Below are 26578 nucleotides of genomic sequence, written 5' to 3'. Positions count from 1 at the left end.
ACCTTATTTTATGTTTTTAATCTTTTAGTTTTCCATAAAATTACTTTAAAATTACTTTATTATCTAGATGGTCATAATAAAGCTACTAAAAAAATTATTTTCCAAAAATTCTTATAGCATTATTTAAATCCTCTTGAGTATCAATACCAAAAGATTTAGAAACAACTTTTACCATTGCAATTTTATGTCCATTATCTATAGCTCTTAATTGTTCTAATTTTTCAATGTTTTCAAGTTTAGATGATGGTAATTTACAAAAAGCATTTAACGATTTTTTAGTAAATCCATAAATCCCTAAATGTCCACTATATATTGCATTTTCATGGTGATCTCTGTGATATGGAACTTTTGCTCTTGAGAAATAAATAGCATTTGAGTGTTCATCAAGAACTACTTTTACATGATTTGGATCATCAGCTAAACTTGAACTTATCTCTTTGTAACAAGAGGTTATCATAATATCTTCATTGTTTTCTTTTATTTGTTTTACTCTATTTATTACAGCTTCTACAACTTCAACTTCAATAAAAGGTTCATCACCTTGAACATTTACAATAATTTCATCTTCACTTAAATTTAAGATATTTACAGCTTCGTTTATTCTATCTGTTCCACTATTGTGAGAACTTGAAGTCATAACTGCATCAAAACCATATTGTGAAGCCAAATCCATAACTTCTTGGCTATCAGTTGCGATTACAACTTTATCTAAACTGCTTACTTGTTTGGCTGTTCTAATTACCATTGGTAATCCTAAAATATCAACCATTATTTTATTTGCAAATCTACTTGAATTTAATCTTGCTGGTATTATTATCATTTATGTCCCTTTTTTATGTAAAACCTTATTTTTAGTGACATTATTATAATATAAAATCTTTAAACAAGTAAACAAAAGAGAATTTTTATGAAAAAAACAATTACAGTAATCGACACATTCGGCTTTTTATTTAGAAGTTATTTTGCCCTTCCACCACTAAAATCAAAAGATGGTTTTCCTACAGGTTTATTAACAGGTTTTATAAATTTCATAGCAAATATTGGAAAAGATTTTCAAACAGATTATATAGTTTTTGCACTTGATGCAAAAGGAAATACATTTAGAAATGAACTTTATGATAATTACAAAGCTCATAGACCCGATGTTCCAGAAGATTTATTAAAACAACTTCCAATTGCAATTTCTTGGATTGAATTAATGGGATTTAAAACAGCAATTAGAACTGGTTTTGAAGCTGATGATATTGTGGCATCAATTGCCCATGATGCAAAATTAAAAGGTTTGGAAGTTAGAATAGTTTCTCACGATAAAGATTTATATCAATTAATAGATGATGATACAATTTATTTATTTGACCCAACAAAAAAAGTTGTTATAAATGAAGCAAAATGTATAGAAAAATATGGAGTTCATCCATCACAATTTACAGATTATCAATCACTTTTAGGTGATAGTGCTGATAATATTCCAGGTGTAAAAGGAATAGGGGCTAAAACAGCAGAAGCTTTAATTCAACAATTTGGAACTTTAGAAAATATTTATGCAAATCTTGAAAATATTGAGAAAAAAAGATGGAAAACTCTTTTAGAAGAGAGCAAAGAAATGGCATTTATCTCAAAACAACTTGTAACTTTATCAAGAGATTGTCATGTGATTGATGATTTAAACAATTTTTTATTACCCGTTGAAAATCCTATTTTAAAAATTAGTGATATCTTGCATCAATATGATATGGCAAAAATACTTGATAGAATAAATAAAAATGGAATGAGTTTTAAAACTGAAATTCCAATAGAAAAAGAAAAAAATGATGAAATGGAATTTGTTTTATTAAATGATGAAAATAAATTATCATTGGTTATAAACTCAATTCCAAGAGATGCAATAGTTGCTTTTGATACAGAAACAACAGATATAGATACTCAAAAAGCTCAAATTGTAGGATTCTCTTTTGCGTATGAAAAAAACAAAGCTTATTATGTTCCAATTTCTCACTCATATTTAGGAGTTCCTGAACAAATCACTAAAGATGCAGCAGCTCAAGCGATAGTTCAATTAAATAGACATAAATTAGTTTTACAAAATTTCAAATATGATTATGAAATTATTAGAAATAATTTTGATATAGAATTAAAACTTTATGCTGATACTATGATTTTATCTTGGCTTTTAGATACAAATGAAAAAGTAGGGCTTGATTATCAAATAGATAAATATTTTGACCATAAAATGATAGCTTTTAAAGATGTGGTAAAAAAAGGCGAAAACTTCTCAAATGTAGATGTTTATAAAGCTTGTGAATATGCTGCTGAAGATGCGTTGATGACTTTAAAACTATTTAATAAACAATTAGAGATTTTTAAAGAAAAAGAGGATGAAAATTTATTAAAACTTGCCTTTGATTTAGAATTTGATTTTATTTATGTAATAGCCGATATGGAAAATAATGGAATAAAAGTTGATGTAAATTTATTAAAAGAACTAAAAGAAACAAACAATAAATATATTCAAGAACTAACTTCTAAAATCTATGAAATTTCAGGTGTTGAATTTAATATAAATTCACCAAAACAATTAGGTGTTGTTTTATTTGAAACTTTAGGACTTGCAACTGCTAAAAAAACAAAAACAGGTTATAGTACTGATGAAGCAGTTTTGAGTGGTTTAATAGATGAACATGAAGTTATCTCATGGCTTTTAAAATATAGAGAAGCTTATAAACTTCAATCTACTTATATTGAACCATTATTAGAACTTGGTTTAAAAAATCTTGATAATAGAATTCATACTTCTTTTTTACATACAGGAACAGCAACTGGAAGATTAAGTTCAAAAAATCCAAACTTACAAAATATTCCGGTTCGCTCAGGAGCAGGAGCAAAAATAAGAGAAGCATTTATTCCAAAAGAGGGTTATAAACTTGTTGGGATAGATTATTCTCAAATAGAGTTAAGATTATTGGCTCATTTTAGTGGTGATGATGCTTTAGTTGATGCCTTTAAAAATGATTTAGATATTCACTACCAAACTGCTGTTAAAATTTTTGGACAAGATCAAGCAAAAGAGAAAAGAAATATTGCAAAATCTATAAATTTTGGATTATTGTATGGAATGGGAAGTAAAAAACTTGGAGATACTTTAGGAATTCCATCAAAAGAAGCTAAAACTTATATTGATTCATATTTTGAAGCATTTAAAAGTGTAAAAGATTATCTTAAATCAATTGAAGATTTCGCGCATGTTAATGGCTACATTAAAACGTTATTAAATAGAAAAAGATTATTTGATTTTGATTCAGTAAATGCAATGTTAAAGGCTGCATACCTAAGAGAAGCAGTTAATACTTTATTTCAAGGAAGTGCTGCTGATTTAATAAAATTATCTATGGTTGAAATATATAAAAAATATAAAAATAATAATAATGTGAGAATGTTATTGCAAATACATGACGAACTTATTTTTGAAATTAAAGAAGATATCGTAGAAGAAATAACAATTGATTTAAAAGAAATAATGGAAAATGTGTATAAATTAAATATACCTTTAAAAGTATCTGTTTCTATAGGAAATTCTTGGCAAGAATTGAAGTAAACTTAAATTTAATAAAATATTGAATGTTTTATTAATAATATTTTGACAAATTATTAAATTTTAGTTACTATTATAATTCAAACCAATATTATAAAGAGAATTATTATGTTAAAAACAGTAAAAAATATTAGAAAACTATATAATGCAAAGCTACTTTTTGTAAGTAGCGATGAAAAAATCAATGAAGTAATTGGAAATGAGTTTGATGACTATTTTAAAGAATTAAAAGTAGCTTCAAATTTAAAAGATGCCTTAGCATTAGCATGTTCAAATAATTATGATATGGCTATCATAGATACAGATATTCAAGATGTTCCTTTTTCTGAATTATGTTCTGAATTATCAAGTTTAGCTCCAACTTTACCAAAAATTATTATTTCAGAAATTGATAATAATGAAAATATTGTTACAGCTGTGAATTCAGGTGCATATACTTTTTTATCAAAACCTTTAAGAGCTAAAGATTTAAAACTAGCAGTTATTATGTGTTTAAATCAAACAAAAAGAGGCGATAAAATAGAATTTGAAAATGGTATTTATTTTGATGAATATCGAGATCAATTTTTTAAAGCAGGTGGAGTTTTAATTGACTTTACAAGATTAGAAAAATCTTTTTTAAAGTTATTAATTACTAAGCGAAATGATATAACAGATTATGATACAATAAAAGACGTTGTTTGGAAAGGTAAAGATATGTCTATTTATACTATGAGAAATATAGTAAATAAAATTAGACAAAAAACTTATTATGAAATTATCAAAAACCACTCAAACAAGGGCTATACGATAGATATTCTAAAGTCAAATTAAAAGTGTCTATTTGCAAAATCTTAATAAAAAAGTTATAATATGGAAGAACAGATTGTTTCTAAAGAAGAATTAATCCAATTGTTTGAAAACCAAATCATAGAAGATACAGGTCGCGGTTGGTTAAAAGATGGTAAAGTTGTTGATATTATAGCTTTACATGATATAGAACCAAAATTTCTTCAAGATGTTACTAATGCAAAGTTCTACAAACTAATAATCAAAGGTAATAAATAATGTCGCATTGCCCATTCTGCAAAAAAAAGATTGCTATGAGTAAGGCTTTTTGCTCAAGAAGCTGTAAAGAAAATTATTTTCAATTAATAGCTATTCAAGTACCAAAACCTTTTTTAAAGAGAATTTTTGTGTTTTGTACTCCTGAACAAAGAGATGCTGAAATAGAAAACTTTGCAAGTAGGCATGGTTGGAGATTAGATTTATTAAGAAATAAAATTGCAGAGCTGGCTATTGATGCTGGTTACACTAAAGAAATAAAGATAAATAGTTAAAATTTAACTATTTATTTTTCTTATTTTTCCATATAAAATTACACAAATTCCCAAAACAATAAGAGATTGTAAAATACCCATTGTAAGCCAATTACTATAGATAAATCCTAATTGAGTATCAGGTTGTCTAAAGAATTCTGCAATTATTCTTGTAATTGAATATAAAATTCCATACATTAAAGCCAATTGTCCATCAAAACTTTTTCTTTTTCTTATGTAAACTAATATAACAAAAACTAATAAGCCTTCTAATATAGCTTCATAAATTTGTGATGGATGTCTTAATACTTGTCCTACATAAATTCCCCAAGGAACATCTGTTACTCGTCCAACTAATTCTTGATTGAAAAAATTTCCAATTCTTCCAAATACATAAGCTGCTGAAATTCCAATTACTGCAATATCTGTTATAAACCAAAAAGATATTTTATTTTTTCTACAAAATAGATATGATGCTATTATAAATCCAAAAAATGCCCCATGATAACTCATTCCAGAAATTCCTGCATAAACACCATCTATGTAAGGATTAAATATTTGCCAAGGATGAGTTAAATAATACATAGTATGAGTATCATAAAATAGAATATAACCTAATCTTGCTCCTAAAATTACACCAATTTCTGCCCACCAAATATATGAATCAAATAATTCATTTGAAATTGGTAACTTATCATGTTTTATAAACCATTTAGCTACAAAAATTGCAGTTAATAAAGCAAGTGCATACATAAGTCCATACCAATGAACAGCAACGGGTCCTAAATTAAAAGCAACAGGATTAAAATGTGAGTATATATTTTGCCAAAATTCCATTTATTAATCCTCCAACGCTTGCGCTATTAGTTCAATTGGGTTTTTAAATTGAACATCAACATTTGCTAAATATAAAGAGTTTGTAATTTGCATTCTACATGCACTACATTCAGCACTTACAATTTGTGCTTTTGTTTCTTTTATCATAGCAGCCTTTGGAGCACCTGCTGCTTTTGCAAAATCATATTTTTCAGTTTGCATAGTAACTCCACCGAATCCACAGCATCTATTTGAATCACTCATTTCTTTTAAAACATAGTTTTGTTTTAATAAAGTTCTAGGTTCTTGCCAAACACCTTGCATTTTTTTAGCATGGCAAGGATCATGGTAAGTTACTAATTCATCAAATTTTTTGCCACTAGTTGCTAATAAGTTTTTTAAATCTGTACTATTTTCAAGCCATTTTGTAGCCATAAATATTTTTTTAGATAGTTTTATAGCTCTTTCTTTCCATTCAGGCTGATTGTGAAAATAATGTTCCCAATCTTGTTTTATCATTGCGCTACATGTTGCTTCTGGAATAATAACAGCATCTACTTCATCAATCCAAGTTTCAAAATATTCAATATTCTTTTTCGCAAGATAATCAACCGTATCAAAAGCTCCTGTAAAATATGCAGGTGCCCCACAACAAAGTTGTTTTTTTGGAATCATAATATCAAGCTCAAGTTTTTTTAGGATTTTAACTAAAGAATCTCCTGTATTTGTGTACGTATAATTACTCATACAACCTATAAAAATTGCAACTTTATTTTTTTTAGTCTCTTCAACTTTTTTATTAATTGCTACAATATTTGCTGGATATTTATTTAAAAAACTTCTGGCATCTGCAAAGGGTAAAACTCTTCCTTTTTTAACTATTGGAAGTGAAAATCTAGGCAGTGCTGATTGTTTTTTTTCATCTATTTTTAAAGCACATGTTTGAAATACCCAACCAAGTTTTGATAAAAAGTCCATAGTTTTTCTATGTCTTAATAAAAAGAAGAATAGTCTTTTATACCAAGCGATTCCAAATTTTTTTGCAATATCGCTTCTTACTTGCTCAATTATCATATCTGTTGGCAAGTCATTTGGACAAACTTCTACGCAGTTTGTACATAAAAAACATGATTCAAATATATCTTTTGCTGTTTTGTCAAGCTCTAATTCATTTCTTTCATAAGCTCCTAATAAATCAATAAATCCTCTCGGACTTGTCGCTTCATCTTGATTTATATTAAAGATTGTACAAACAGGTTTACATTTTCCACATTTTACACAGTCATCAGAAATAGCTGTATAATTAAATTTATTCATTGACACCTTTATAACCTTCTAAATTAAAAATTTTAATATTTATAATAAAAATTTAATATACAAAAATAATGGTTAAAAGTTGGTAAATAGCGATTTCACAAGCTATGGCAATTGTGATTTAGCTTTTATTTTTTGTTCTAAATTTCTACTTGTTCTACTTATTCCAAAATTAGCTAAATCTAAATATTTTACATTTAAAGTCAACATTTTTGCTTCATTATAAAGTTCATTTGCTATTTGAAGATGATTATATGCTTCATGTATTAATGCTAAATTATAAATAACTTCAAAACTTTTTTGATTGAATTCTTTGTCTAACTTTTCTAGTTCAGTTTTTGCAAAATCAAGGTTTTTTGTTTCAATCAATTCAACTATTTTTTCAAATCTTTTTTCTTGTTCTTTTGAGAAAGCAAGAGTTTCTTTATCAAGTTCTTCTATTATTTCAATATCATAATAAACATAATGTGGTGAAATATCATCTAAAATATCATTTGCAATATCATTCGCAATTTGTGTATTTACTCTATATTTATCCCTTGAATCTGGATAAATAGGATAATAAGGATGTCTATCATGACACATATCATCAAAGCTTGATTTATCATATGTTTTTGAAAATATTAAAGCATTTGTTATTGGTTTTATTAATTTTATACTTGTTGTAACATTGTATTCTCTTTTTTCACAAGGAATATTTCTAATTTGATATTCTATACACTCTCTTGTTCTACTTCTTTCATCATACCTATAAAATCTACATCTTGTGTAATCTATTTCACTTCTATAATATACATAAGTATTTAATGATGAATTTAAAACATCACCTGTTAATACAGCATCTGTTCCAAAATCATTGTATTTTAATTCAAATACTCTTTGGTTATCAATTATTTTATTTGCTATTTTATTTGTAATACTTTCAGTCTGATTTACATCATCTCTATAAAATCTATCAACTCTTATTGTATGAATTTTCTCATTTTCTATTTTTGATGGTTGAAGAGATTTTATTGTTAATTTTTTTGAACTGCAACCGCTGATAAATAAAATAAAAAGCACTAAAAATGTATTAAAAATTAGTTTCATATAATTCCTTTAAAAAATTGTATTGTAGCTAATTTGTGTGAATAATAAGAATAATTTAATACTAAAATGAGATAATAATGTATTCTAATGAATTTAAATAAAAGGAAATATATTATGGGATTTTTTACAGCAGATTTATGCGATAACTTTAGTGATAAAACAGAAGTTTTAGGACCTGATTTTCAATCTTATGGTGGAAATAGAAAATTTAAAGGTGAAGTAATAACTATAAAACTTGATAAAAACAATAAAGATTTAGCAGCGTTCTTAAAAAACAATGATGGAACAGGAAAAGTTATAATTGTTGATGTGAATATGAGATATTTTGCTGTTGTTGGTGATAATTTAATGAAATTTGCAAGTGATAATAAATATGAAGGAATTATTGTAAATGGTTATGTAAGAGATACGGTTACAACTAAAGATTTTGAAATTGGATTAATCGCAAAAGGAACTTGCCCTAGAAAATATATTCCTGTTCAAGATGGACAAGTTGGAGTTCCTCTTATTATTGATGATGTTGAGATTAATTCAGGTGATTATGTATATGTTGATCCTGATGGAATAGTAATTTGTAAAGAAAAACTGGTTTAAAATGTATCTTTTTGGTTTTGGTTCTTTAATAAATTTAGCATCTGCTCAAAAATCTTTCAAAAGGGTTTTAACTCAAAATGATTTAAAACCTGTAAAAATAAAAGGTTACGAAAGAGTTTGGAATGCCATTGAATCTATTGCTTTTGAAGAAGAGATTGTAAATGGAGTTTTTTTAAATATTCAAAAAAATAAAGATTCAATTTTAAATGGTGTTGTAATCGAAATTTCAAATGAAGAGTTAGAAGTTTTAAAATTAAGAGAAAAGAATTATAGTTGTATAGTTATAAAATCTGTTGATGTTTTGGATGAAACTATAAATAGTGATTTAATAGCTTTTATGACAACAAATAAAGAAAAAATAGCTTTTAGTGGACAAGAAAATAGTTTTATACCAAGTAAATATATAGAAGTAGTAAAAGAAGCTTTAAAAAACTATGATGAGAATTTTAAAAAAGCTTTTGAAAAAACTTTTGAAAATTATCCCTTTCCTTTAAAAGAAGGTTTTTATACATTTACAGATCCTATTCAAAATAAAGTAGCAAGAGAAGGAATAAAAAACTAAAATGAATCAACCTAATTGTTTTATCCATGTTTCAAAACTTTGTAATTCAAAGAGAAAAACCCTAGATGAGAGTTGTGTTATTAAAAAAAATGATGATTTACATGTAACATATTGCGAAAATGATAGTTTAGATAAGTTTGAGCATGATATAAATTTATTAGCTGGAAGTTCATCTTTTTTTTATTTTTTTAAAAAAAGATTTTCAACAACTTTTATTTCTGTAATTTCTGTTTTTGTAATTTTAATAGCGTTTTTATCGGTTTCTGTATATGAAGATTTTTTGAAAAAGATTATTTTTGAAATGCCTTTTTCTTGGGAAACAAATGACTATATAGCTTTTAGTTTTGTTCTTATTTTTTTCTTTGGTTTATTGATGATGCCATCAATTTTAGATGGTGAAGGAAATGAGTTTAAAAATCTAATATCTTCTTGGTTTAACAAAGATATTAGAAAATTAAAAAAATTAGAATTAACACTTTTTAATTTTGATAAAAAAATAAATATTCATCTTTACAATTTTGATTTAGAAGATTCAAATCATTGGCTTTGGAAGATATTTACAAATACGATTTTAAATAGATTTTTAACTATAAATTTTTATGTTAGAAATGATAAATTGCAAAATATTACTAAAAGATTAAAAAAACTTGGTATGTTAGATATAGAAATAATTAGAGATGAAAATAGTTTTAAAAAGTGTGATATTGAAATTTTATTATCAGCAAAAGAGCAAAAATTGTATTCTTTGATGCAACTTTGTTCTACTGTTATTTTAAAACAAAGGGATAAAAAAACTTTTATATCTTTAGAACTTTTTGAATATTGTGGTAAAAACTTCACTAAAGATGAACAAGATTCTAAAAATCAACTTATTTTTGGGTTTCAAAACTTTATAAATAGAAGTTTTGATGATTTTAAATTTTTAGCTCAAGAAAAATCATTACAAGTCTTTTTTACTGCAAATGTTACTTTTAAAGATTTAAGTGATGAAGAAAGAAGATTAGCTTATTACTTACGAAATCATATTGAAGAGTGTGTTGCAACTTTTGAGAACCCAATATCATTTTTGATTTTATATTATTATGTAAAAGATATTGTACTTGATCAAAGAAGAACTATAAAAATTTTAGAAAAATTTATTAGTTCAATTAAACAAAAACAGCAATATGAATTAATCAATTTTTATTGGTTTGAAATAGCTGGATTTATGTTTGATTTTAACGATGTTAATACCTTTGAAAGTTCAAACAACTCTTATTATAGAAAGGTTTCCATTGAAGCTTTAAATGATTTAGCATTTTTATTTGAAAGAAATGGGCATTTTGAACAAGCAATACTTTTAAATCAATATTTATATGAAATAAATCCAAATAAATACGCTTTAAATATTTGTTCATTATATGAAAGAATGGGACAATTTGATCAAGCATATAATAGTTTACCAAAAGAGTTAAACTTAGGAAAAAATCCTAAACCTTCTGATATTGAAGTTAGATATTACCAAAGAAAAGCTGCTTGGGTTATAATTTCTCAAAGAAATGAGGATTTAAAAGAAGAAGGAACTGAATCTTTAAACAAATTAGAAAACTTATTGTTTTCACATGGTGAAGATAATAATCCTTTATGGTTATGGCATTTTTATAATATAAAAGCAAATTTACAAGAGTGGAATGAAAATTTTGATGAAGCTATAAAATATTATAAAAAATGTTTATCAATACCAACTTTGGGTGCATTTGAATATGGAGCAACTTTTGTAAATATCGCTATTTCTTATAGATGTAAATATATTTTGCAAACTTCAAAAGATGAAAAAACGATTGATAAATCCATAAAACTTGGACGACTGGGAATGATTTTAAAACAATCAGTTGGTGATAGGGATGAAATGCCAGTTGTTTTACATAATTTTGCATTAAATGTTTTATATAAAATCTCAAATATTATGGATTTATCTTTATGTAATGAAGTTTTAGAAACTACAAATGAAGCTTTATCGATACTTGATAAAACGAAATCTATAAAAAGATTAGGAATGGTTTTAATTGAAAATTACATAGTAAAAAGTTTATTAAAAATTGATACAAAAGATATAGTTATAAAACTTGAAAATCATTTGACAAATTTAGGTCAAAGTGAGCTGAACCAACTATTAAACATATACAAAGAGTTTGAAAAAAACAATAAAATAAAAAAATTAGAATTTTTAGATAAGGAATTTAATGAATTATATAAAAAATAGCGTAAATTTAACAACAGGTACGATAGAAGAAAAAAGATTAGAGATAAAAAAACAGTTTTTACAAACTTATGAATTGGATGAAAAACTTTTTGATTTATTAGAAGATAAAAAATATTTATATGAACAACCAAATAGATTAAGACATCCATTAATTTTTTATTATGGACATACTGCAACATTTTTTATAAATAAATTGATTCTTGCAAATATAATAAAACAAAGGGTTAATTCTAAGTTTGAATCAATTTTTGCTATCGGTGTTGATGAAATGTCTTGGGATGATTTAAATCATAAACATTATACTTGGCCAACTTATGAAGAAACAAAAGCCTATAGAGACGAAGTAAAACAGATAATTTTAAATTTGATTGATACTTTGACGTTTACAATGCCTATAAATTGGAATTCTCCTATGTGGATTATTTTAATGGGAATAGAACATGAAAATATACATATTGAAACTTCATCTGTTTTACTTCGAGAACTTGATATTAAGTTCTTAAAATCTGAGGAAATTTTTTCTTATAAAAATGAAGCTTTAAATACTTATCCTAAAAATGAATTATTAGAAGCAAAAGGTTCAACTGTAATTTTACAAAAAGATAGAACAAATCCTATTTATTATGGTTGGGATAATGAATTTTCTTTTCATAAAGCTTTAGTAAAAGATTTTCAAGCATCAAAATATCTTGTTTCAAATGGAGAGTTTTTAGAGTTTGTAAAAGAGGGCGGTTATAATAAACCTGAATTTTTTTCATCTGAAGGAAAAGAGTGGCTGGACTTTACCCAAGCTAAATATCCAACTTTTTGGATAAAAAAAGAAGATAGTTATTTTTTGAGAGAAATAAATAGAATAGTTCCTCTTCCTTTAAACTATCCAGTTGATATAAATATTTATGAAGCAGAAGCTTTTTGTAAATATAAATCTTTAAAATTAGGATTTGAAGTAAGACTTCCTAGTGAAGATGAATATTACGCTTTATATGAACACACAAATGCAGGGCAAAAAGAAGCAAATATAGGTTTAAAACAGTTTAATCAAAGTGGTGTTGATAAATATGCATTTGAAGATTTTTTTGATGTAATTGGTAACGTTTGGCAATGGAGTTTAACACCAATTTATCCTTTTGATGATTTTGAAACACATCCTATTTATGATGATTTTACAACTCCAACTTTTGATGATAGACATGCTTTAATGAAAGGTGGCTCATTTATATCTTTAGGAAATGAAACTTTAAAAGAATCAAGATATGCCTTTAGAAAACACTTTTTTCAACATGCGGGTTTTAGATATGTTAAGTCTTCAAATGAATATAGAACAAAACTAAATGACAATGTTTATGAAACAGATGAATTAATCGCTCAATATTGTGAATTTCATTATGGAAGTGAAAATTTCGGAGTTAAAAATTTCTGTTTAAATTCAGTTGAACTTATTAAAACATATTTGAAAGATGGTAAAACAAAAAAAGCTTTAGATTTGGGTTGTTCTGTTGGTAGGTCTACTTTTGAGTTAGCGAAAATATTTGATGAAGTTGTTGGGATTGATTTTAGTGCAAATTTTATAAATGTTGGAGTTAAACTTAAAATTTATGATTCTTTAATTTATAAGGTTAAAAAAGAGGGCGATATTTTTGAAGAAAAATCTGTTTCCCTAAAAAGTTTAGGCTTAGAGCAAATAAAAGAAAAAGTTACATTTATGCAAGGTGATGCTTGTAATTTAAAAGACATTTATACAGATTTTGATTTAGTATTTTGTTCAAATCTAATAGATAGATTATATTATCCTCAAAAATTTTTAGATGATATTCCTTTGAGAATAAATAAAAATGGATTATTAGTTCTTTTGAGCCCTTATACTTGGATGGAAGATTATACACCAAAAGAAAATTGGCTTGGTGGATATATAAAAGATAATAAAGAAGTAAAAACTTTAGATACTTTAAAAGATAATCTTTTAGGTAATTTCGAACTTTTAGAAACAATAGATGTTCCATTTGTTATAAAAGAGACTTCGAGAAAATATCAATATACACTTTCTCAAATGAGTATTTGGAAGAAAAAATAGGGTTTAAAACTCTATTTTTTCGATTGTTTTAATTGTTCTAATAATCTTAATTGCTCACCAGCGCTTGCAACTAACAGTTGATTTTCTTTTAATACAGAACCATCTTTTATATTATTTAAATTTTCTTTAGAATTCAAAATTTTTTCAGGTTCTTGGTGTAATGAAAAAGTATTATCTAAAATAGTATCGGTATCTAAATTTCTAGCTGATCTTCCAGTAGCTTTTTCTTGGGCTTCTTTTAAATGTTCTCGAAGTTGTTTAATTCGATTTTCAATATCTGTTAATGAATCAGATTTTCCTGAAGATTTGTCTTTATTTAATGCTTCTAGTTTTCTTAAAATCTCTTCAATATCTTTTAATTCTTGTTCTGTAAATCCAGTTTTTAATAATGACATTAAGTCTTTTACTAGATTTTCTGTTGTTTCTTTATGTATTATTACTGATGAATCTTCTTCTTTTTTTAGTAAAGAATCAAAAGAAGAACCTTCTGTTTCATTTGTTTTGTTTGTTAAAAGATTTTCACTTGAAGTATTAAATAATGATGTTGAAGTGGTTGACGATATTTGCATATTTTATCCTTTTTATGAAATGACTTGATATTGTATTAATTTTTTGTATAATAATTAGTATGATTATTAAAATAAAAAATTATAGTAAACGAATTGTATCAATTATTCTTTTAATTTTAATCTTTTTGATAAATATTTCTATAGAATATAGTAAATATCTGGATTTTATAGATGAAGAAATTTATGAAACAAAGGTTGAAATTTTAAATATATATGAAAAACCAACAAATAATATATTAAGACTAAAAGCTCAAGACTTTGATTTTTTTGCAAATATTGATAAATCCGAAGAAATTAAAAAATCAGATATGCTAAATATAGCAATCGTATCTTTGAATATTAGTTTTTGGGATTATTTAAAAGGTTTTTACACCACAATTATATATTTTGATAAAATAGAAAAAACTCCAAAATTTATAGATAAAATTATAGAAAAAATCAACTCAAACCACGAAGATGAAATGATAAAAGAGTTATTCCAAACTCTTTTTTTAGGAACAACTATTTCTAAAGAACTAAGAGATATTTGTACAAACTATGGAATTAGTCATGTAATAGCACTCTCAGGTTTTCATTTAGCTGTTTTATCGTTTACTATTTATTGGGTTTTATATTTTCCATATTCATTTTTTCATCAACGATATTTTTCATATCGAAACAAAAAATATGATTTGATTTTGATTTCTTTAGTTTTTCTTTTTTATTATTTGATTTTAACAGATATTATTCCCTCACTTTTACGAGCTTTTGTAATGCTCGTTTTAACTATTTATTTTCTTCGCTCAAATATAAAAATCGTCTCATATATAAATCTTTTTTATACTTTTTTAATTGTTATTGCACTTTTCCCAAAATTTCTTTTCTCTTTAGGTTTTTGGTTTTCGATTATTGCTGTTTTTTATATATTTTTATTTATACAATATTTTAAAAATCTAAATAAATATTTTCAAATTATATTTTTTAATGTTTGGATGTTTTTAGTTTTTAATCCAATAGTGCATTTTTATTTCCCTCAAACTACTTATGAACAATTTTTATCAATAATTATTAATATACTTTTTGCAATTTTTTATGTATTTGAAATAATTGCTCATATCTTTGGCTTTGCAATATATTTTGATAGTTTTATAAAGGATTTTTTATCTTATGAAATGAATGTTTTTATTGTGAAAACACCTTTTTATTTTTTACTAATTTATATATTTGTTTCATTTGCTTCTATTTTTAATAAAAACATTTTTTTGATTATGAATATTTTAATGATTTTTTTTAATTTATTTCTTTATAGCTAAGATTTTTGAACTTAATACTAAATTAACACCTCTGGAAGTAATAATTTAGTTAAGCCATCATTTGATGTTAATCAGCCTATTAGTAAGAGTTACAGGCGAGTATACAAAAACTGAAAGTCAAAATGATGTAATTGAAAAAAATAATTATAATGTTAGTCCAACAGTTAAATTAAAAATAAAAGATGATACAGCTGTAACATTACAAGGAAAAACTCCAAGATGGGAAGGTCAAGATTATCAAGGTTTACCAGCTGTTGAAATCGCTGGAGATTTTAAAATTGATAGGAATTTATTTATTGGTGATAATACAACAGATAAAACAAAATTATTATTACAAGGTGGAATAGCATACGATATAGATGATAATATTACATTATTTACAAGCTATAGTGAGGGAATGAAAGCTCCTGGGTGGGCTAATTATGAGAGTGCCCAAAAACCTATGGAATCTGCACAATATGAAGCAGGTGTGAAATTTGATGCAAATAGTCAATTATCAGGTTCTTTGGCTGCATTCAAAATAGAAAGAAAAAATATTAGTGTTGCAAATCCTGCTACTACTGGATTAACAACTATACCAAATGGAGAAGAAGAAAGTAAAGGAGTAGAATTAGATTTAGTTTGGCAACCAACAACAAACCTGAGTCTATTAAGTAATTATACAAATACACATGCAGAATATACAAAAGATGCATCAAGTACAATATTTGATGGTAATAAACTTGGTGGAGTTCCAGAACATTCAGGAAGAATTTGGGCAAATTATAAATTTAGCGAGCCTATTTTAAAAGGATTCAGTGCAGAGGCAGGAATTTATGCACAATCAGAGACAATGATAGATGGTACAAATAAATATGAAGTGCCAAGTTATCATACATATGATGCGAAAATTGCATATGCTCATAAATCATATGAAACATCTTTTGTAGTTAAAAATTTAACCAATAGAGATTATTATGAAAGACTAGATTATTATGGTGGAAGAGTAACAGCTGGAATGGAAAGAACATATTTAGTTAATTTTAATGTTAAGTTTTAATTTTTATAAGTAGTAGAAGAGAATTTGTTTCATGGGTTACAAGCGCATTTTTAATTAGTATCAGTAGCCGATTAATGGCAACTGATATAACAATTTCCTAATTATTAGTTCAATAAAGAAATAATTAGATTAAGATTTTAAAACCTTATCTAAAGTATATTTTAAATCTTCATCAAGTTCCATATTACTTCTCATCCAGTTTAAATAACTAGGGTCTTCTTTAGCCACAACTTCAACATCTTTACCTTTATATTTCCCAAATTTAAAAGTTTGAATAAATACAGGAGTTTTTGTTAGCTCTGCTAATTTTTCTATTGGATTATAATCAGGATAAATTTCTCTAGATTTTCCTACAAGTTTTGATAAAAATAGCTTCATTACAAGTACATCACCAATTGCATCATGAGCTTTTATAGTGATGTTGTGTTTTGCTGCTTCTATTTCTTCAATTTTGTAAAGTTCAAGGGCGTATCTTATATATTGAAGTCTGTGGTATGGAAGTTCTGGAAATAAGTGTTTTGCGCATCTTAAAGTATCAATTAGTTGATATTGATTTACGAAACCTTCTTTTTTGATCATTCCCATATCAAAAGATATATTGTGAGCTATTAAATAATTTTCATTTGAATTTAACTCTTCAAGTTTTTTATAAAAACTGGTTTCAACTGCTTTTGGTTTTCCAACTAATAAATCAGGTGTAATATTGTGAACTTCCATAGCTTCAAGTTTTATAGCAACATCAGTTGAGCATAACTCATCAAAAGCCTCAACTTTTCCTTTTTGATCAACAATCATTGCTCCAAATTGGATAACTTTGTCATCATCTTGATTTCCTGTAGTTTCTGTATCAAATAATACATAATATGCCATCTTTTGCCTTTTTTATATAATTAACATACCATCGCCATAAGAGTAAAATCTATAGTTCTCTTTGATGGCTTCATGGTAAATTTCAAGTGTTTTTTCAAGTCCTACAAATGATGCAACAAGCATAATAAGTGTAGATTTTGGTAAGTGAAAATTTGTTAGTAAATAATCCACTTTTATTGGTTTATTTGCTGGATTTAAAAACAAGTCACATTCACCTTGGATTTTATTTGTTCGTGCATAATATTCAACTGTTCTTGTAACCGTTGTTCCAACTGCAAGAACTTTTGGTGCATTGTCTAAAGCCTTTTTAGCTTCAATGCCAATCTCAAAATATTCACTGTGCATTGGATGATTTAAAATATCATCAACATCAACTGGTTTAAAAGTTCCAGCTCCCACATGTAAAGTTAGATAATTTACATCATATCTAGCATTTATTTTTTCTAAAAGTTCAGGTGTAAAATGTAGTGATGCCGTAGGTGCTGCAACCGCTCCATAGTTTTTTGCAAACAAAGTTTGATAATCTTTTTCATCTTCTTTTTCATCAGCTCTATTCATATAAGGAGGAAGTGGTAAATGCCCAATTTTATTTAAAATATCTACAAGTGTTAAAAAATCAAGTTTTTTATCATTTTGAAAAAATTGTACAACACGACTTCCATCTTCATTTACTTCTAAAACTTCAGCAATTAAGTTTTCATCAAAAAATAGTTTAGTACCAATTCTTACTTTTCCACCTATCATTACTAGGTATCTATCCATAAATAAGGGTTTATTTAGTAATAATTCTATTTTTCCACCCGTTTCTTTTATTCCAAAAATTCTAGCTTTGATAACTTTTGTATCATTTAGAAAAACAGACAAATTAGATGGTAAAAAATCCATAAGATTTTTAAAAGTTGTATGTGTTATTGAATTTGTAGTTCTATTATAAACCAAAAGCCTAGCTGAATCTGCTGGGCTTACAGGATGGGTTGCTATGAGTTCTTTTGGTAAATCATAATCATAGCTTGAGGTCTTTAGTGGGTCAAGCAATTTTACTCTTCCTCTTCTTCATTTTCTTTTGGTGCTGGATTAAACACTTTTGCTATATAAATAGAAATCCCATAAAGTAAAATTAGTGGAGCAGCCATTAAAAGTTGACTTAAAACATCAGGTGGAGTTAAAATAGCAGCAACGATAAAAATAATTACAATTGCATATCTAAAGAAATCTTTTAGCATTCTATCATCAACAAGACCAATTTTTGCAAGGAAAAAAGTGATAACAGGTAATTCAAAAGCAATTCCAAAACCAAATAATAGTTTTGTAAAAAAATCAACATATTTACCAATACTTGGTAATACAGTAACTACAGTTGAACCAAATGCAATTAAAAAGTCAAAACCTAAAGGTACAACTACATAATAAGCAAATGAAGATCCAACTAAAAACATTAAAGTTCCAAAAAATACAAAAGGTATAACTAGTTTTTTTTCATGATCATAAAGACCTGGTGCTAAAAACAACCATAATTGCCAAAATATTACGGGTAAAGAAGCAATAAAACCAGCAAAAAAAGCAACTTTTAAAGCTGTAAAGAATGTTTCTTGAATTTCAACTGCAACCATTTGTGAATTTTGAGGAAGTGCTGCTTCAACTGGAACCATCATCCAATTTAAAATAGGTTCGTAAAAAGAAAAACAAACAAAAAACATAACTACAAGAGTGATAGATGATATTACTAATCTTTTTCGCAAGTCTGCAATATGGGGTTTTAAATCTTCAAACATTAAATATTATCCTCTTTTTTTTCATCTAATTTAACTTTGAATTTATCTTCTTTTTTAAAAGAGACTTTTTCTTGTTTTGGTTGTTCTTCAACTTTTTTAGTTTCAATAGAAGAATCATTATTTAAATTATCTTTCATAAGATCATTTAAACCCAAATCTATTTTTGAATCAACTGTCAATGAGGCTTTTGTTTCTTCAATCTGAGATTTAAATTTACTTGCTTCTGCTTTTAATTCAGAAATATTAAGTTCATTATCTAAAGTTGCTTTTGCATCTTCAAGACCTGTTTTAAATTTGTTGATAAACTTTGCAATTTGTACCATTGTACCAGGAAGTTTTTCAGGTCCCAACGCGATAATTGCAACTATTGCAATTAGTAAAATTTCCATAAAACCCATTCCAAACATTTATAACTCCATTGTATAATTAAAGGAAATGATTTTATCTAAAATTTGATAAAATCCAACCAAATCTAAAATATAGTGATATGAAGGGTAAATATGGAAATAGTTGTTTTATTAGTTGTTATAGCAATTTTGTTTTTTATTGGAAAAAACTATAAAACTGAAGAGTTTAAAAATATAAATTTGAAAAGAAAAGATAGATTTGATGGTGATTTATTACACCACGAAGCAGGGCTTTTAGTAGCACTTATGGCAAAAGTATCAAAAGCAGATGGGAAAGTTTGTGAATTAGAAGCTGAAGTTTTAAAACATACTTTTAATGATATTTCTAGTCATTTTGAAAATGCAGAAGAAATCAGAGAAAAACTAAAAGTTTTATATGAAAATGAAAAACATAGTTTTGATAATTTAATTGATATTTGTAATAAATTATACAATTTGACAAAAAATGAATATCATAAACGTGTTAAAATCATGGAGTATTTATTAAATTTAGCATTTATTGATAAAGATTTTTCTTCTGCTGAAAAAATGATTACTGAGGATATTTCAAATGCATTAAAAATCAAAATAGAAGATTTTAATAATCTAATTAATACTTTTGAAACTTTTTATGCCCAACAAGCTTCAAATAAAGCTATTAGTTTAGATAAAGCTTATGAGATTTTAGAATCAAATCCTAGCGATGATGCAGTAACTTTAAAGAAAAATTATAGAAGTTTAGTTAAAAAACATCATCCTGATATTATTTCAGGGCAGGGAGCTGCTCAAAATATTATTGATGAAGCAACAAAAAAACTTCAAGAAATAAATGAAGCTTATGAACTTATCAAAAAAGATAAAGGTTTATAATTGTTTGATTTTGGGGAAAATTATGAAGTATGTAATTGTAAAAAAGTTACAATACACGATATAACAAATACTATAATAAATCAAAATGCTTCAACTCTTAGGGAAATTCAGGATTTTACAACAGCAGGAACTGAATGTAGACACTGTATTTTCCCAGAAGGGGATTTTGGAAAAATTAAAAAGAAAATTTATTGTAAAGATATTTTAAATAAAGTTAAAAAAGGATTAGAAAATGGCTAGAAATTTTCCACACTCTTTTGAAGTTTGTAGTTGTAAACATGTAACTTTGGGTGAAATAATTTATGCTATAAAAGAAAAAGGTGCTAAAACTTTGGAAAAATTAGGAGATTTAACAGATGCTGGAACTTGTTGTAAATCTTGTAAAAACAAAGAAAGTGATATAGGTGTAGAAAAAATGGAACTATATCTAGAAGAAATACTAAATAAATTTAATAAAGAATAAAAATGAAAAATGAAATTATAGAAAATATAAAAAAACTTATAAAAATAAATCCTGAAGAAACTATAGAAATAAATCCAAATTATTTAGAGTATTTTGATGAAGAAGAACTTTTAGATATTCAAAAACAATTAGAGTATAAAAAAGAGAATATTTCTAAAATAAGCAATAACTATTTAGATGAAATTTATCAAAAAACAAAAAAAGATGAGATATAATTACTTAATAAAGGATTAAGAGTGAAAAATTGGAAAAAAATTAAGGAAGATTTAATTTATTTTTTAAAAACAGAAGTTGAAAAAGCTGGACTAAAAAAAGTTACAGTTGGACTCTCTGGTGGCTTAGATTCAGCAGTTGTAGCAATTTTATGCAAAGAAGCTTTTGGAGATAACTTAAATTGTGTATTAATGCCTTCACAGTTTTCTTCAAAAAGTTCAATTGAACATGCCATTGAAGTTTGTGAAAAATTTCATATTAAATATGAAATTATCTCAATAGAGCCTATGGTTAGTGGTTTTATAAAAAATATGGATGATGATAAACTTAGAATTGGAAATTTTTCTGCAAGAATGCGAATGTCTGTATTATACGATGTATCTTCACGAGAAAAATCATTAGTTGTTGGAACTTCAAATAGAAGTGAAATACTTTTAGGATATGGAACTATTTTTGGAGATATTGCTTGTGCTATTAATCCAATAGGTGAAATTTATAAAAGTGATGAATTTGAATTTGCAAGAATGTTAGGCGTTCCTGAAAATATTTTAAATAAAGCTCCAAGTGCTGATTTATGGGAAGGTCAAAGTGATGAAGAAGAACTTGGTTACTCGTATAAACACATGGATGAAGTTTTAAAAGTTATGGTTGATGAAAATAAATCAAAAGAAGAGTTAATAAAATTAGGTTTTGAAAAAGATTTAATTGAAAGATTAGAATATAGAATAAAAGCAAATGCTTTTAAAGGTAAATTACCAACAATAGCAAAAATAAGGTGGAATTAATTAATGGCTAAAAATATTGCAATATACAAAGCATCTATAGATAGTGAAGAATTGAATCAAATTAGATCAGTTTTGGAATCAAAAAATGATTTATCAAAAGTAATAGAATTTGAAGATAGTATGAAAAAATTTATTGGTGCAAAATATGCAATTGCAGCAGCAACTTCGACAGCTGCTATTCATTTAGCTTTAAGTGCTATAAAATTAAAAAGAGGTGATAAGATATTGATGTCTGTTAACTCTTTTGTAAATTTACCTGAAGTTGTAAGACATTTTGATGCAGAACCTATTTTTATTGATATAAATATGGAAGATATGAATATTGATGTAAATAAATTTGAAGAAGCTTTAGCTGAGAATGACTCAAAAAAATTAAGAGGAGCAATAATCACTTTTGTAGCTGGTCAATCTCCTGATTTAGATAGAATTTATGACATTGCTCAAAAATACGGAATTATTTTAATTGAAGATTGCCGATCATCTTTAGGAGCAACTTATAAAGGTAAAAAAGTTGGAAATCTAAGAGCTGATATGACAATTTTTTCTACAAATCCATCAAATTCTAAATATGCAATTAGTCGTTCAGGAATAATTGTAACTAATAATGAAGATATAGCTGCACGTGCAAAACTTCTTAGAACTCACGCACTTACAACTACTTATGATAGTTATGGAAATTTAGATTATGTTTATGATGTTGTTGATATTGGACATAAATATGACTTATCAGAACTTGATGCTGCTTATGCATTAGCACAATTAAATAAAACAGAAAAGTTTATAAAAAGAAGAAAAGAGATAGCAAAACTTTATGAAAAAAGATTGGCAGGTGTAAAACATATAACAGTTTTACCCCACAAAGATGAACATATTTTTACTCAGTTTATTATAAAAGTTTCAAGAAATAGGGATGCTTTTGCAAGAGCTTTAAAAGAAAGAGGTGTTTCAACAGGACTTAACTATATTCCTTTACATCTTTTATCTTATTATAAAACAAAATATTCTATTAAAATCACGGCATTTTCAAATGCTTTAAATAATTATCAACAAATACTTTCACTTCCTATGTATGCAGGTCTTACAGATGAAGAAGTAAATTATGTTTGTGATCAAGTAATTAGTGTTGCATCTGAGTGGATATAAAATAACTTGAAACAAAAACTACATTTATGGATTGAAGATTACCTCTTCTTTCCTAATACTTTTCAAAAGATAATCTCATTTTTACTTCTTCCTCTAACTTTTATTTATATGTTAATAATCCTTACAAAAAGAGCAATGGCAAAACCAATAGAGTTTGGAATTCCTATTATTTCAGTTGGAAATATTATCGTTGGTGGAAGTGGAAAAACTCCAGTTACTATAAAATTGGCTTCAAAATATGAAAATGTTTGCATTATCTTGCGAGGTTATGGAAGAGCTTCAAAAGGTTTACAAATAGTTTCAATAAATGGAAAAATTCAACTTGATGTAAAAACTTCTGGTGATGAAGCGATGCTTTTAGCAAACTCTTTACCAAAAGCCACAATCCTTGTAAGCGAAGATAGAATAAAAGCCATTTTAAAAGCAAAAGAGTTGGAATGTAAAATCATATTTTTAGATGATGGTTTTTCAAAATATAAAATATCAAAATTTAATATTTTACTTCGACCAAAAGATGAACCTACAAATATTTTTTGTCTGCCAAGTGGTGGATATAGAGAACCAAAAGGTTTTTATGCCCAAGCTGATATTGAACTTTTAGAAGGAACGGATTTTAAAAGAGTTATTAATATAAAAAAAGATGGAAAAATATCTGAACTTCCAGCTAAAACTATTTTAATAACAGCTATTTCAAAACCAAAAAGATTATTGGAATATTTACCAAAAGATATAAAAATGATTTCGTTTCCCGATCATTATAGTTTTACAAAAGAAGATATTTTAAAAATTCAAGAAGAAAATAAAGATTATTCAATAATCACAACAGGAAAAGATTTTGTAAAATTAAAAGAGTTTAAAATAAAAAATTTATATTTGATGGATTTAGAAATAGAAATTAATGAAAAAGTAGATTTTTCTTTAATGGAAGAATATATAAATAGTTTTTAATAAGGAAATTTAAAATGACTGGAATTTTATTATCATCATTTTTAATGGTATTTGTTGTTTTTTCTTTTGTTTTATATATTTATGTTGTAATTGATATTTTAAAACACAAATTTATAGGTTATTACAAAATTATTTGGATTTTTGTAACTATTTTTTTTCCTATTTTAGGAGCTTTATTATATTTAGTTTTTGGAAGGTCTCAAAGAATAAAGTAGCAGTTATTGCTACTTTATTTAGATAGTTTTAGAAAATCTTCTTTTATCTTCTGGGATTTTATTTAAATATGCATCAAAAGGCATACAAATATTTCTAATTAGCATAGTTCCTGTTTGTGAGACTTTTATCTTTTCATCACTAATTTCTATTAGTTGAGCCTCTTCAAACTCTTTAAGAGCAAGTATGGCATCTGCAAAGTACTCTTTAAAGTTTATTTTGAATTCATTTTCAACTCTTCTTATATTTAAAGAGAAATTACTCATTAATTCCATAATTACAAATTGTCTTAATTGGTCATCATCACTTAATCTATAACCTTTAAATACTGGTAAATCTCCATTATCTAAAGCATTTTCCCAAGGTTCCAATTCTTTAAAGTTTTGTGCATAATAATCAACACCATTTCCAATAGATGTTAAACCAATTCCTATTAAATCAGCTCCACCTTTTGTTGTGTAACCTTGGAAATTTCTATGTAATTCACCTTTTTCAATAGCTTTAAATAACTCATCTTCAGGTTTTGCAAAGTGATCCATTCCTACCATTTTATAGCCATTTGATGTGAAAAAATCAATAGTATCTTTTAACATTTCAAGTTTTTCTTGTGGTGCTGGAAAAGTTGATTCATCGAACTTTCTCATAGTTTTCATAAGCCAAGGAACATGGGCATAATTAAATACTGCAAATCTATCAGTATTTAATGTAAGCATTTTTTCTAAAGTTTTTTTGAAACTCTCTCTTGTTTGATGAGGAAGTCCATAAATTAAATCTGTATTTACAGAGTGAATTCCAGCATTTCTTGCGATATTTATTACATTTTGAGTTAATTCAAATGGTTGGATTCTATGAATTGTTTTTTGAACCTCTTCATCTAAATCTTGAACTCCAAAACTTAATCTGTTACAACCACCAGCTTTTAAAACATTCATATGTTCAACTGTGAAATATCTAGGATCCACTTCACATGAAACTTCTGCATCAGATGCGAAATTTGGAAAAATTTCTTTTACAGAATTAATCACCTCTTCAAGTTGCTCAGGAGAAAAATATGTTGGAGTTCCTCCACCAAAGTGCATTTGAGTTACAACTCTATTAGTATTCAAATGATTTTTTAAAATATTTAACTCTTTTTTTAAATACTCAATATAGCTTGTTTTTTTATCTTCTTTTGAAGTAAAAATTGTATTACAACCACAAAAATAACAAGCACTTCTACAAAATGGCATATGAATATAAAGAGATATTGCTCTATCATCACTTTGATTTTTGTAGTATTGTTTTAAATCTTCTTGGGTAAATGTTTCGCTAAATTCAGGAGCAGTTGGATAAGAAGTATATCTAGGTCCTGGTCTAGAATACTTCTCGAATTTTTTAAAATCTATCATTTATACTTCGTCTCTTTTTCTATCAAGCCAAACCATAACACCTTTTTGGGCATGAAGTCTATTTTCTGCTTCTTCAAAAATTAAGCTTTGAGAACTTTCCATAACTTCATCACTAACTTCATAACCTCTATATGCAGGTAAACAGTGTAGGAAAATAGCTTTTTCTTGAGCTAACTTCATCATATTTGAATCAACCATATAACCAGTGAAATCTTTTACTCTTCTCTCTTTTTCAGCTTCTTGTCCCATAGAAACCCAAGTATCAGTTGTTACAACAGTTGCACCTTTGATTGCCTCTTTAGGATCATTTGTAATAGTGATTTTTGCACCACTTAATTTTGCCATTTCAAGAGATTTTGCAAGAATATCTGCATCAACTTCATAACCTTTTGGAGTTGCAATTCGGAGTTCAAAACCAAGTTTTGCAGCTAAATTAAGCCATGAATGAGCCATATTATTTCCATCACCTACATAAGCAGCAACTAAATCTTTATCAAGTCCTGCTTCTTGAATAGTCATATAATCAGCCATAAGTTGTACTGGATGGTACTCTGTTGTTAAACCATTTATTACAGGAACTTTTGAATATTTTGCAAATTCTTCAATTTTAGCTTGTTCAAAAGTTCTAATCATCACCATATCTACCATTCTTGATATTACTCTTGCAGTGTCGCTCATTGGCTCACCTCGACCTAGTTGAATATCATTTGATGAAAGAAATAAACCAATACCACCTAACTGATAAATACCTGTTTCAAAAGATACTCTAGTTCTTGTTGAACTTTTTTCAAAAATCATTCCTAATGTTCTTTTAGGCATATAATCTTTGAATTCTCTTTGTTTAGTTTCATCTTTAATTTGTTTAGCTAAATCAAGTATCTCTAAAATTTCTTCTTTAGAGTAGTCAGCTAATGTTAAGAAGTGTCTCATTTTATTTCCTCTGTAATTAATAAAAGCAAACATTCTATTTAATTTAACTTTAGAGTTACTTAAAATTTAAAAAGATTACGATTTAATTTCATTTCTTATTATGTGATTTTTATTGATTTATT

General features: G+C 26.3%; 29 protein-coding genes. 18 read left to right on the top strand and 11 right to left on the bottom strand.

Features of this window, described 5'->3' with window-relative positions; all coding sequences use genetic code 11:
- Positions 1 to 94: 94 nt before the first annotated feature.
- A complete protein-coding gene (gene kdsB / locus ASUIS_RS07195; protein ID WP_118886383.1) occupies positions 95 to 820 on the bottom strand; it encodes a 3-deoxy-manno-octulosonate cytidylyltransferase in 726 nt (241 codons plus the stop codon).
- An 87-nt stretch (positions 821 to 907) separates the two neighbouring features.
- On the opposite strand from kdsB, the gene polA reads away from it, so the two are divergent.
- The 4 genes from polA to ASUIS_RS07175 all read left to right on the top strand — a co-directional run bounded on the left by polA (position 908) and on the right by ASUIS_RS07175 (position 4908).
- Positions 908 to 3592 carry a DNA polymerase I gene (gene polA, locus ASUIS_RS07190; RefSeq protein WP_118886382.1) on the top strand — a complete coding sequence of 895 codons (2685 nt, stop codon included), beginning with the start codon at positions 908 to 910 and terminating at the stop codon, positions 3590 to 3592.
- Between the two features lie 105 nt (positions 3593 to 3697).
- Positions 3698 to 4402, top strand: a complete 705-nt coding sequence (locus tag ASUIS_RS07185; protein ID WP_118886381.1) for a response regulator transcription factor — start codon at positions 3698 to 3700, stop codon at positions 4400 to 4402.
- 39 nt (positions 4403 to 4441) lie between these two features.
- Positions 4442 to 4636, top strand: a complete 195-nt coding sequence (locus ASUIS_RS07180; RefSeq protein WP_118886380.1) for a hypothetical protein — start codon at positions 4442 to 4444, stop codon at positions 4634 to 4636.
- Positions 4636 to 4908, top strand: a complete 273-nt coding sequence (locus tag ASUIS_RS07175) for a DUF2116 family Zn-ribbon domain-containing protein (protein ID WP_118886379.1) — start codon at positions 4636 to 4638, stop codon at positions 4906 to 4908. The genes ASUIS_RS07180 and ASUIS_RS07175 overlap by 1 nt, the downstream gene beginning before the upstream one ends.
- 3 nt (positions 4909 to 4911) lie before the next feature.
- On the opposite strand, the gene lgt is transcribed toward ASUIS_RS07175, so the two are convergent.
- The 3 genes from lgt to ASUIS_RS07160 all read right to left on the bottom strand — a co-directional run bounded on the left by lgt (position 4912) and on the right by ASUIS_RS07160 (position 8106).
- The gene (lgt, locus tag ASUIS_RS07170; protein ID WP_118886378.1) at positions 4912 to 5724 is read right to left on the bottom strand and encodes a prolipoprotein diacylglyceryl transferase; all 813 of its coding nucleotides are present in this window, start codon (positions 5722 to 5724) and stop codon (positions 4912 to 4914) included.
- Between the two features lie 3 nt (positions 5725 to 5727).
- Positions 5728 to 7020, bottom strand: coding sequence for a (Fe-S)-binding protein (locus tag ASUIS_RS07165; RefSeq protein ID WP_407923301.1), 1293 nt, complete (start codon positions 7018 to 7020; stop codon positions 5728 to 5730).
- A 102-nt stretch (positions 7021 to 7122) separates the two neighbouring features.
- On the bottom strand, positions 7123 to 8106 hold the full coding sequence (locus tag ASUIS_RS07160; protein ID WP_118886376.1) for a hypothetical protein: 984 nt from the start codon (positions 8104 to 8106) through the stop codon (positions 7123 to 7125).
- A gap of 114 nt (positions 8107 to 8220) precedes the next feature.
- Between ASUIS_RS07160 and rraA the strand changes: the two genes are divergently transcribed.
- The 4 genes from rraA to ovoA are packed head-to-tail and all read left to right on the top strand — an operon-like array spanning position 8221 to position 13575.
- Positions 8221 to 8700, top strand: coding sequence for a ribonuclease E activity regulator RraA (gene rraA / locus ASUIS_RS07155; protein ID WP_118886375.1), 480 nt, complete (start codon positions 8221 to 8223; stop codon positions 8698 to 8700).
- Between the two features lies 1 nt (position 8701).
- Entirely contained in the window at positions 8702 to 9262 is a 561-nt protein-coding gene (locus tag ASUIS_RS07150; protein ID WP_118886374.1) for a gamma-glutamylcyclotransferase, read from the top strand.
- A gap of 1 nt (position 9263) precedes the next feature.
- On the top strand, positions 9264 to 11504 hold the full coding sequence (locus ASUIS_RS07145; protein ID WP_118886373.1) for a tetratricopeptide repeat protein: 2241 nt from the start codon (positions 9264 to 9266) through the stop codon (positions 11502 to 11504).
- Positions 11485 to 13575, top strand: coding sequence for a 5-histidylcysteine sulfoxide synthase (gene ovoA / locus ASUIS_RS07140; protein WP_118886372.1), 2091 nt, complete (start codon positions 11485 to 11487; stop codon positions 13573 to 13575). Before ASUIS_RS07145 ends, ovoA begins: the two co-directional genes overlap by 20 nt.
- A gap of 11 nt (positions 13576 to 13586) precedes the next feature.
- On the opposite strand, the gene ASUIS_RS07135 is transcribed toward ovoA, so the two are convergent.
- Positions 13587 to 14144: a hypothetical protein gene (locus tag ASUIS_RS07135; protein WP_118886371.1), complete on the bottom strand. Its 558-nt coding sequence runs from the start codon at positions 14142 to 14144 to the stop codon at positions 13587 to 13589.
- 59 nt (positions 14145 to 14203) lie between these two features.
- On the opposite strand from ASUIS_RS07135, the gene ASUIS_RS07130 reads away from it, so the two are divergent.
- Both ASUIS_RS07130 and ASUIS_RS07125 read left to right on the top strand, forming a co-directional pair.
- Positions 14204 to 15436: a ComEC/Rec2 family competence protein gene (locus ASUIS_RS07130; protein WP_118886370.1), complete on the top strand. Its 1233-nt coding sequence runs from the start codon at positions 14204 to 14206 to the stop codon at positions 15434 to 15436.
- A 64-nt stretch (positions 15437 to 15500) separates the two neighbouring features.
- Positions 15501 to 16475, top strand: a complete 975-nt coding sequence (locus tag ASUIS_RS07125; RefSeq protein WP_118886369.1) for a TonB-dependent siderophore receptor — start codon at positions 15501 to 15503, stop codon at positions 16473 to 16475.
- Positions 16476 to 16604: 129 nt separating this feature from the next.
- Here ASUIS_RS07125 and ASUIS_RS07120 read toward each other — a convergent pair whose 3' ends face one another.
- From ASUIS_RS07120 to tatB, 4 genes are read right to left on the bottom strand one after another with little or no spacing between them, the layout of a single operon-like run.
- Positions 16605 to 17345 (bottom strand): 3'-5' exonuclease, encoded by a 741-nt coding sequence (locus ASUIS_RS07120; protein ID WP_118886368.1) that lies wholly within the window; start codon positions 17343 to 17345, stop codon positions 16605 to 16607.
- A 12-nt stretch (positions 17346 to 17357) separates the two neighbouring features.
- Positions 17358 to 18380, bottom strand: a complete 1023-nt coding sequence (gene queA / locus ASUIS_RS07115) for a tRNA preQ1(34) S-adenosylmethionine ribosyltransferase-isomerase QueA (RefSeq protein WP_118886367.1) — start codon at positions 18378 to 18380, stop codon at positions 17358 to 17360.
- A 2-nt stretch (positions 18381 to 18382) separates the two neighbouring features.
- The gene (tatC, locus tag ASUIS_RS07110; RefSeq protein ID WP_118886366.1) at positions 18383 to 19117 is read right to left on the bottom strand and encodes a twin-arginine translocase subunit TatC; all 735 of its coding nucleotides are present in this window, start codon (positions 19115 to 19117) and stop codon (positions 18383 to 18385) included.
- Positions 19117 to 19524, bottom strand: a complete 408-nt coding sequence (gene tatB, locus ASUIS_RS07105) for a Sec-independent protein translocase protein TatB (RefSeq protein WP_118886365.1) — start codon at positions 19522 to 19524, stop codon at positions 19117 to 19119. The genes tatC and tatB overlap by 1 nt, the downstream gene beginning before the upstream one ends.
- Before the next feature lie 93 nt (positions 19525 to 19617).
- Between tatB and ASUIS_RS07100 the strand changes: the two genes are divergently transcribed.
- Genes ASUIS_RS07100 through ASUIS_RS07065 form a run of 8 tightly spaced genes read left to right on the top strand, consistent with a single transcriptional unit; the run spans position 19618 to position 24140 of the window.
- Entirely contained in the window at positions 19618 to 20373 is a 756-nt protein-coding gene (locus tag ASUIS_RS07100; protein WP_118886364.1) for a TerB family tellurite resistance protein, read from the top strand.
- Positions 20374 to 20613 carry a (2Fe-2S)-binding protein gene (locus tag ASUIS_RS07095; protein ID WP_118886363.1) on the top strand — a complete coding sequence of 80 codons (240 nt, stop codon included), beginning with the start codon at positions 20374 to 20376 and terminating at the stop codon, positions 20611 to 20613.
- Entirely contained in the window at positions 20606 to 20836 is a 231-nt protein-coding gene (locus tag ASUIS_RS07090) for a (2Fe-2S)-binding protein (protein ID WP_118886362.1), read from the top strand. The genes ASUIS_RS07095 and ASUIS_RS07090 overlap by 8 nt, the downstream gene beginning before the upstream one ends.
- Positions 20837 to 20838: 2 nt before the next feature.
- On the top strand, positions 20839 to 21051 hold the full coding sequence (locus ASUIS_RS07085; protein ID WP_118886361.1) for a hypothetical protein: 213 nt from the start codon (positions 20839 to 20841) through the stop codon (positions 21049 to 21051).
- A gap of 21 nt (positions 21052 to 21072) precedes the next feature.
- Positions 21073 to 21834 carry an NAD+ synthase gene (locus ASUIS_RS07080; RefSeq protein ID WP_118886360.1) on the top strand — a complete coding sequence of 254 codons (762 nt, stop codon included), beginning with the start codon at positions 21073 to 21075 and terminating at the stop codon, positions 21832 to 21834.
- A 3-nt stretch (positions 21835 to 21837) separates the two neighbouring features.
- On the top strand, positions 21838 to 22977 hold the full coding sequence (locus tag ASUIS_RS07075) for a DegT/DnrJ/EryC1/StrS family aminotransferase (protein ID WP_118886359.1): 1140 nt from the start codon (positions 21838 to 21840) through the stop codon (positions 22975 to 22977).
- Between the two features lie 6 nt (positions 22978 to 22983).
- Complete coding sequence (locus ASUIS_RS07070) at positions 22984 to 23925, top strand: tetraacyldisaccharide 4'-kinase (RefSeq protein WP_118886358.1); 942 nt, start codon at positions 22984 to 22986, stop codon at positions 23923 to 23925.
- Positions 23926 to 23939: 14 nt separating this feature from the next.
- A complete protein-coding gene (locus tag ASUIS_RS07065; RefSeq protein WP_118886357.1) occupies positions 23940 to 24140 on the top strand; it encodes a PLDc N-terminal domain-containing protein in 201 nt (66 codons plus the stop codon).
- A gap of 18 nt (positions 24141 to 24158) precedes the next feature.
- On the opposite strand, the gene hemN is transcribed toward ASUIS_RS07065, so the two are convergent.
- Both hemN and argF read right to left on the bottom strand, forming a co-directional pair.
- Entirely contained in the window at positions 24159 to 25526 is a 1368-nt protein-coding gene (gene hemN, locus ASUIS_RS07060; protein WP_118886356.1) for an oxygen-independent coproporphyrinogen III oxidase, read from the bottom strand.
- Positions 25527 to 26456, bottom strand: a complete 930-nt coding sequence (gene argF / locus ASUIS_RS07055; RefSeq protein ID WP_118886355.1) for an ornithine carbamoyltransferase — start codon at positions 26454 to 26456, stop codon at positions 25527 to 25529.
- Between the last annotated feature and the right edge of the window lie 122 nt (positions 26457 to 26578).

The sequence above is a fragment of the Arcobacter suis CECT 7833 genome (assembly GCF_003544815.1).
Classification (GTDB): Bacteria; Campylobacterota; Campylobacteria; order Campylobacterales; family Arcobacteraceae; genus Aliarcobacter; species Aliarcobacter suis.
Note: the sequence above shows the minus strand (reverse complement) of the source record. Positions and strands in the feature narration are given on the sequence as shown.

Excerpts from the sequence above, each read along its gene's own strand:
- ASUIS_RS07165 (WP_407923301.1), bottom strand. The coding sequence starts at position 7,020 with ATGAATAAATTTAATTATACAGCTATTTCTGATGACTGTGTAAAATGT.
- lgt (WP_118886378.1), bottom strand. The coding sequence starts at position 5,724 with ATGGAATTTTGGCAAAATATATACTCACATTTTAATCCTGTTGCTTTT.
- ASUIS_RS07085 (WP_118886361.1), top strand. The coding sequence starts at position 20,839 with ATGAAAAATGAAATTATAGAAAATATAAAAAAACTTATAAAAATAAAT.
- tatC (WP_118886366.1), bottom strand. The coding sequence starts at position 19,117 with ATGTTTGAAGATTTAAAACCCCATATTGCAGACTTGCGAAAAAGATTA.
- ASUIS_RS07120 (WP_118886368.1), bottom strand. The coding sequence starts at position 17,345 with ATGGCATATTATGTATTATTTGATACAGAAACTACAGGAAATCAAGAT.
- tatB (WP_118886365.1), bottom strand. The coding sequence starts at position 19,524 with ATGTTTGGAATGGGTTTTATGGAAATTTTACTAATTGCAATAGTTGCA.
- ovoA (WP_118886372.1), top strand. The coding sequence starts at position 11,485 with ATGAATTATATAAAAAATAGCGTAAATTTAACAACAGGTACGATAGAA.
- argF (WP_118886355.1), bottom strand. The coding sequence starts at position 26,456 with ATGAGACACTTCTTAACATTAGCTGACTACTCTAAAGAAGAAATTTTA.
- ASUIS_RS07175 (WP_118886379.1), top strand. The coding sequence starts at position 4,636 with ATGTCGCATTGCCCATTCTGCAAAAAAAAGATTGCTATGAGTAAGGCT.
- ASUIS_RS07075 (WP_118886359.1), top strand. The coding sequence starts at position 21,838 with ATGGCTAAAAATATTGCAATATACAAAGCATCTATAGATAGTGAAGAA.
- ASUIS_RS07090 (WP_118886362.1), top strand. The coding sequence starts at position 20,606 with ATGGCTAGAAATTTTCCACACTCTTTTGAAGTTTGTAGTTGTAAACAT.
- kdsB (WP_118886383.1), bottom strand. The coding sequence starts at position 820 with ATGATAATAATACCAGCAAGATTAAATTCAAGTAGATTTGCAAATAAA.
- ASUIS_RS07100 (WP_118886364.1), top strand. The coding sequence starts at position 19,618 with ATGGAAATAGTTGTTTTATTAGTTGTTATAGCAATTTTGTTTTTTATT.
- ASUIS_RS07145 (WP_118886373.1), top strand. The coding sequence starts at position 9,264 with ATGAATCAACCTAATTGTTTTATCCATGTTTCAAAACTTTGTAATTCA.
- hemN (WP_118886356.1), bottom strand. The coding sequence starts at position 25,526 with ATGATAGATTTTAAAAAATTCGAGAAGTATTCTAGACCAGGACCTAGA.
- ASUIS_RS07150 (WP_118886374.1), top strand. The coding sequence starts at position 8,702 with ATGTATCTTTTTGGTTTTGGTTCTTTAATAAATTTAGCATCTGCTCAA.
- ASUIS_RS07160 (WP_118886376.1), bottom strand. The coding sequence starts at position 8,106 with ATGAAACTAATTTTTAATACATTTTTAGTGCTTTTTATTTTATTTATC.
- ASUIS_RS07065 (WP_118886357.1), top strand. The coding sequence starts at position 23,940 with ATGACTGGAATTTTATTATCATCATTTTTAATGGTATTTGTTGTTTTT.
- rraA (WP_118886375.1), top strand. The coding sequence starts at position 8,221 with ATGGGATTTTTTACAGCAGATTTATGCGATAACTTTAGTGATAAAACA.
- ASUIS_RS07130 (WP_118886370.1), top strand. The coding sequence starts at position 14,204 with ATGATTATTAAAATAAAAAATTATAGTAAACGAATTGTATCAATTATT.
- polA (WP_118886382.1), top strand. The coding sequence starts at position 908 with ATGAAAAAAACAATTACAGTAATCGACACATTCGGCTTTTTATTTAGA.
- ASUIS_RS07185 (WP_118886381.1), top strand. The coding sequence starts at position 3,698 with ATGTTAAAAACAGTAAAAAATATTAGAAAACTATATAATGCAAAGCTA.
- ASUIS_RS07180 (WP_118886380.1), top strand. The coding sequence starts at position 4,442 with ATGGAAGAACAGATTGTTTCTAAAGAAGAATTAATCCAATTGTTTGAA.
- ASUIS_RS07125 (WP_118886369.1), top strand. The coding sequence starts at position 15,501 with ATGTTAATCAGCCTATTAGTAAGAGTTACAGGCGAGTATACAAAAACT.
- ASUIS_RS07135 (WP_118886371.1), bottom strand. The coding sequence starts at position 14,144 with ATGCAAATATCGTCAACCACTTCAACATCATTATTTAATACTTCAAGT.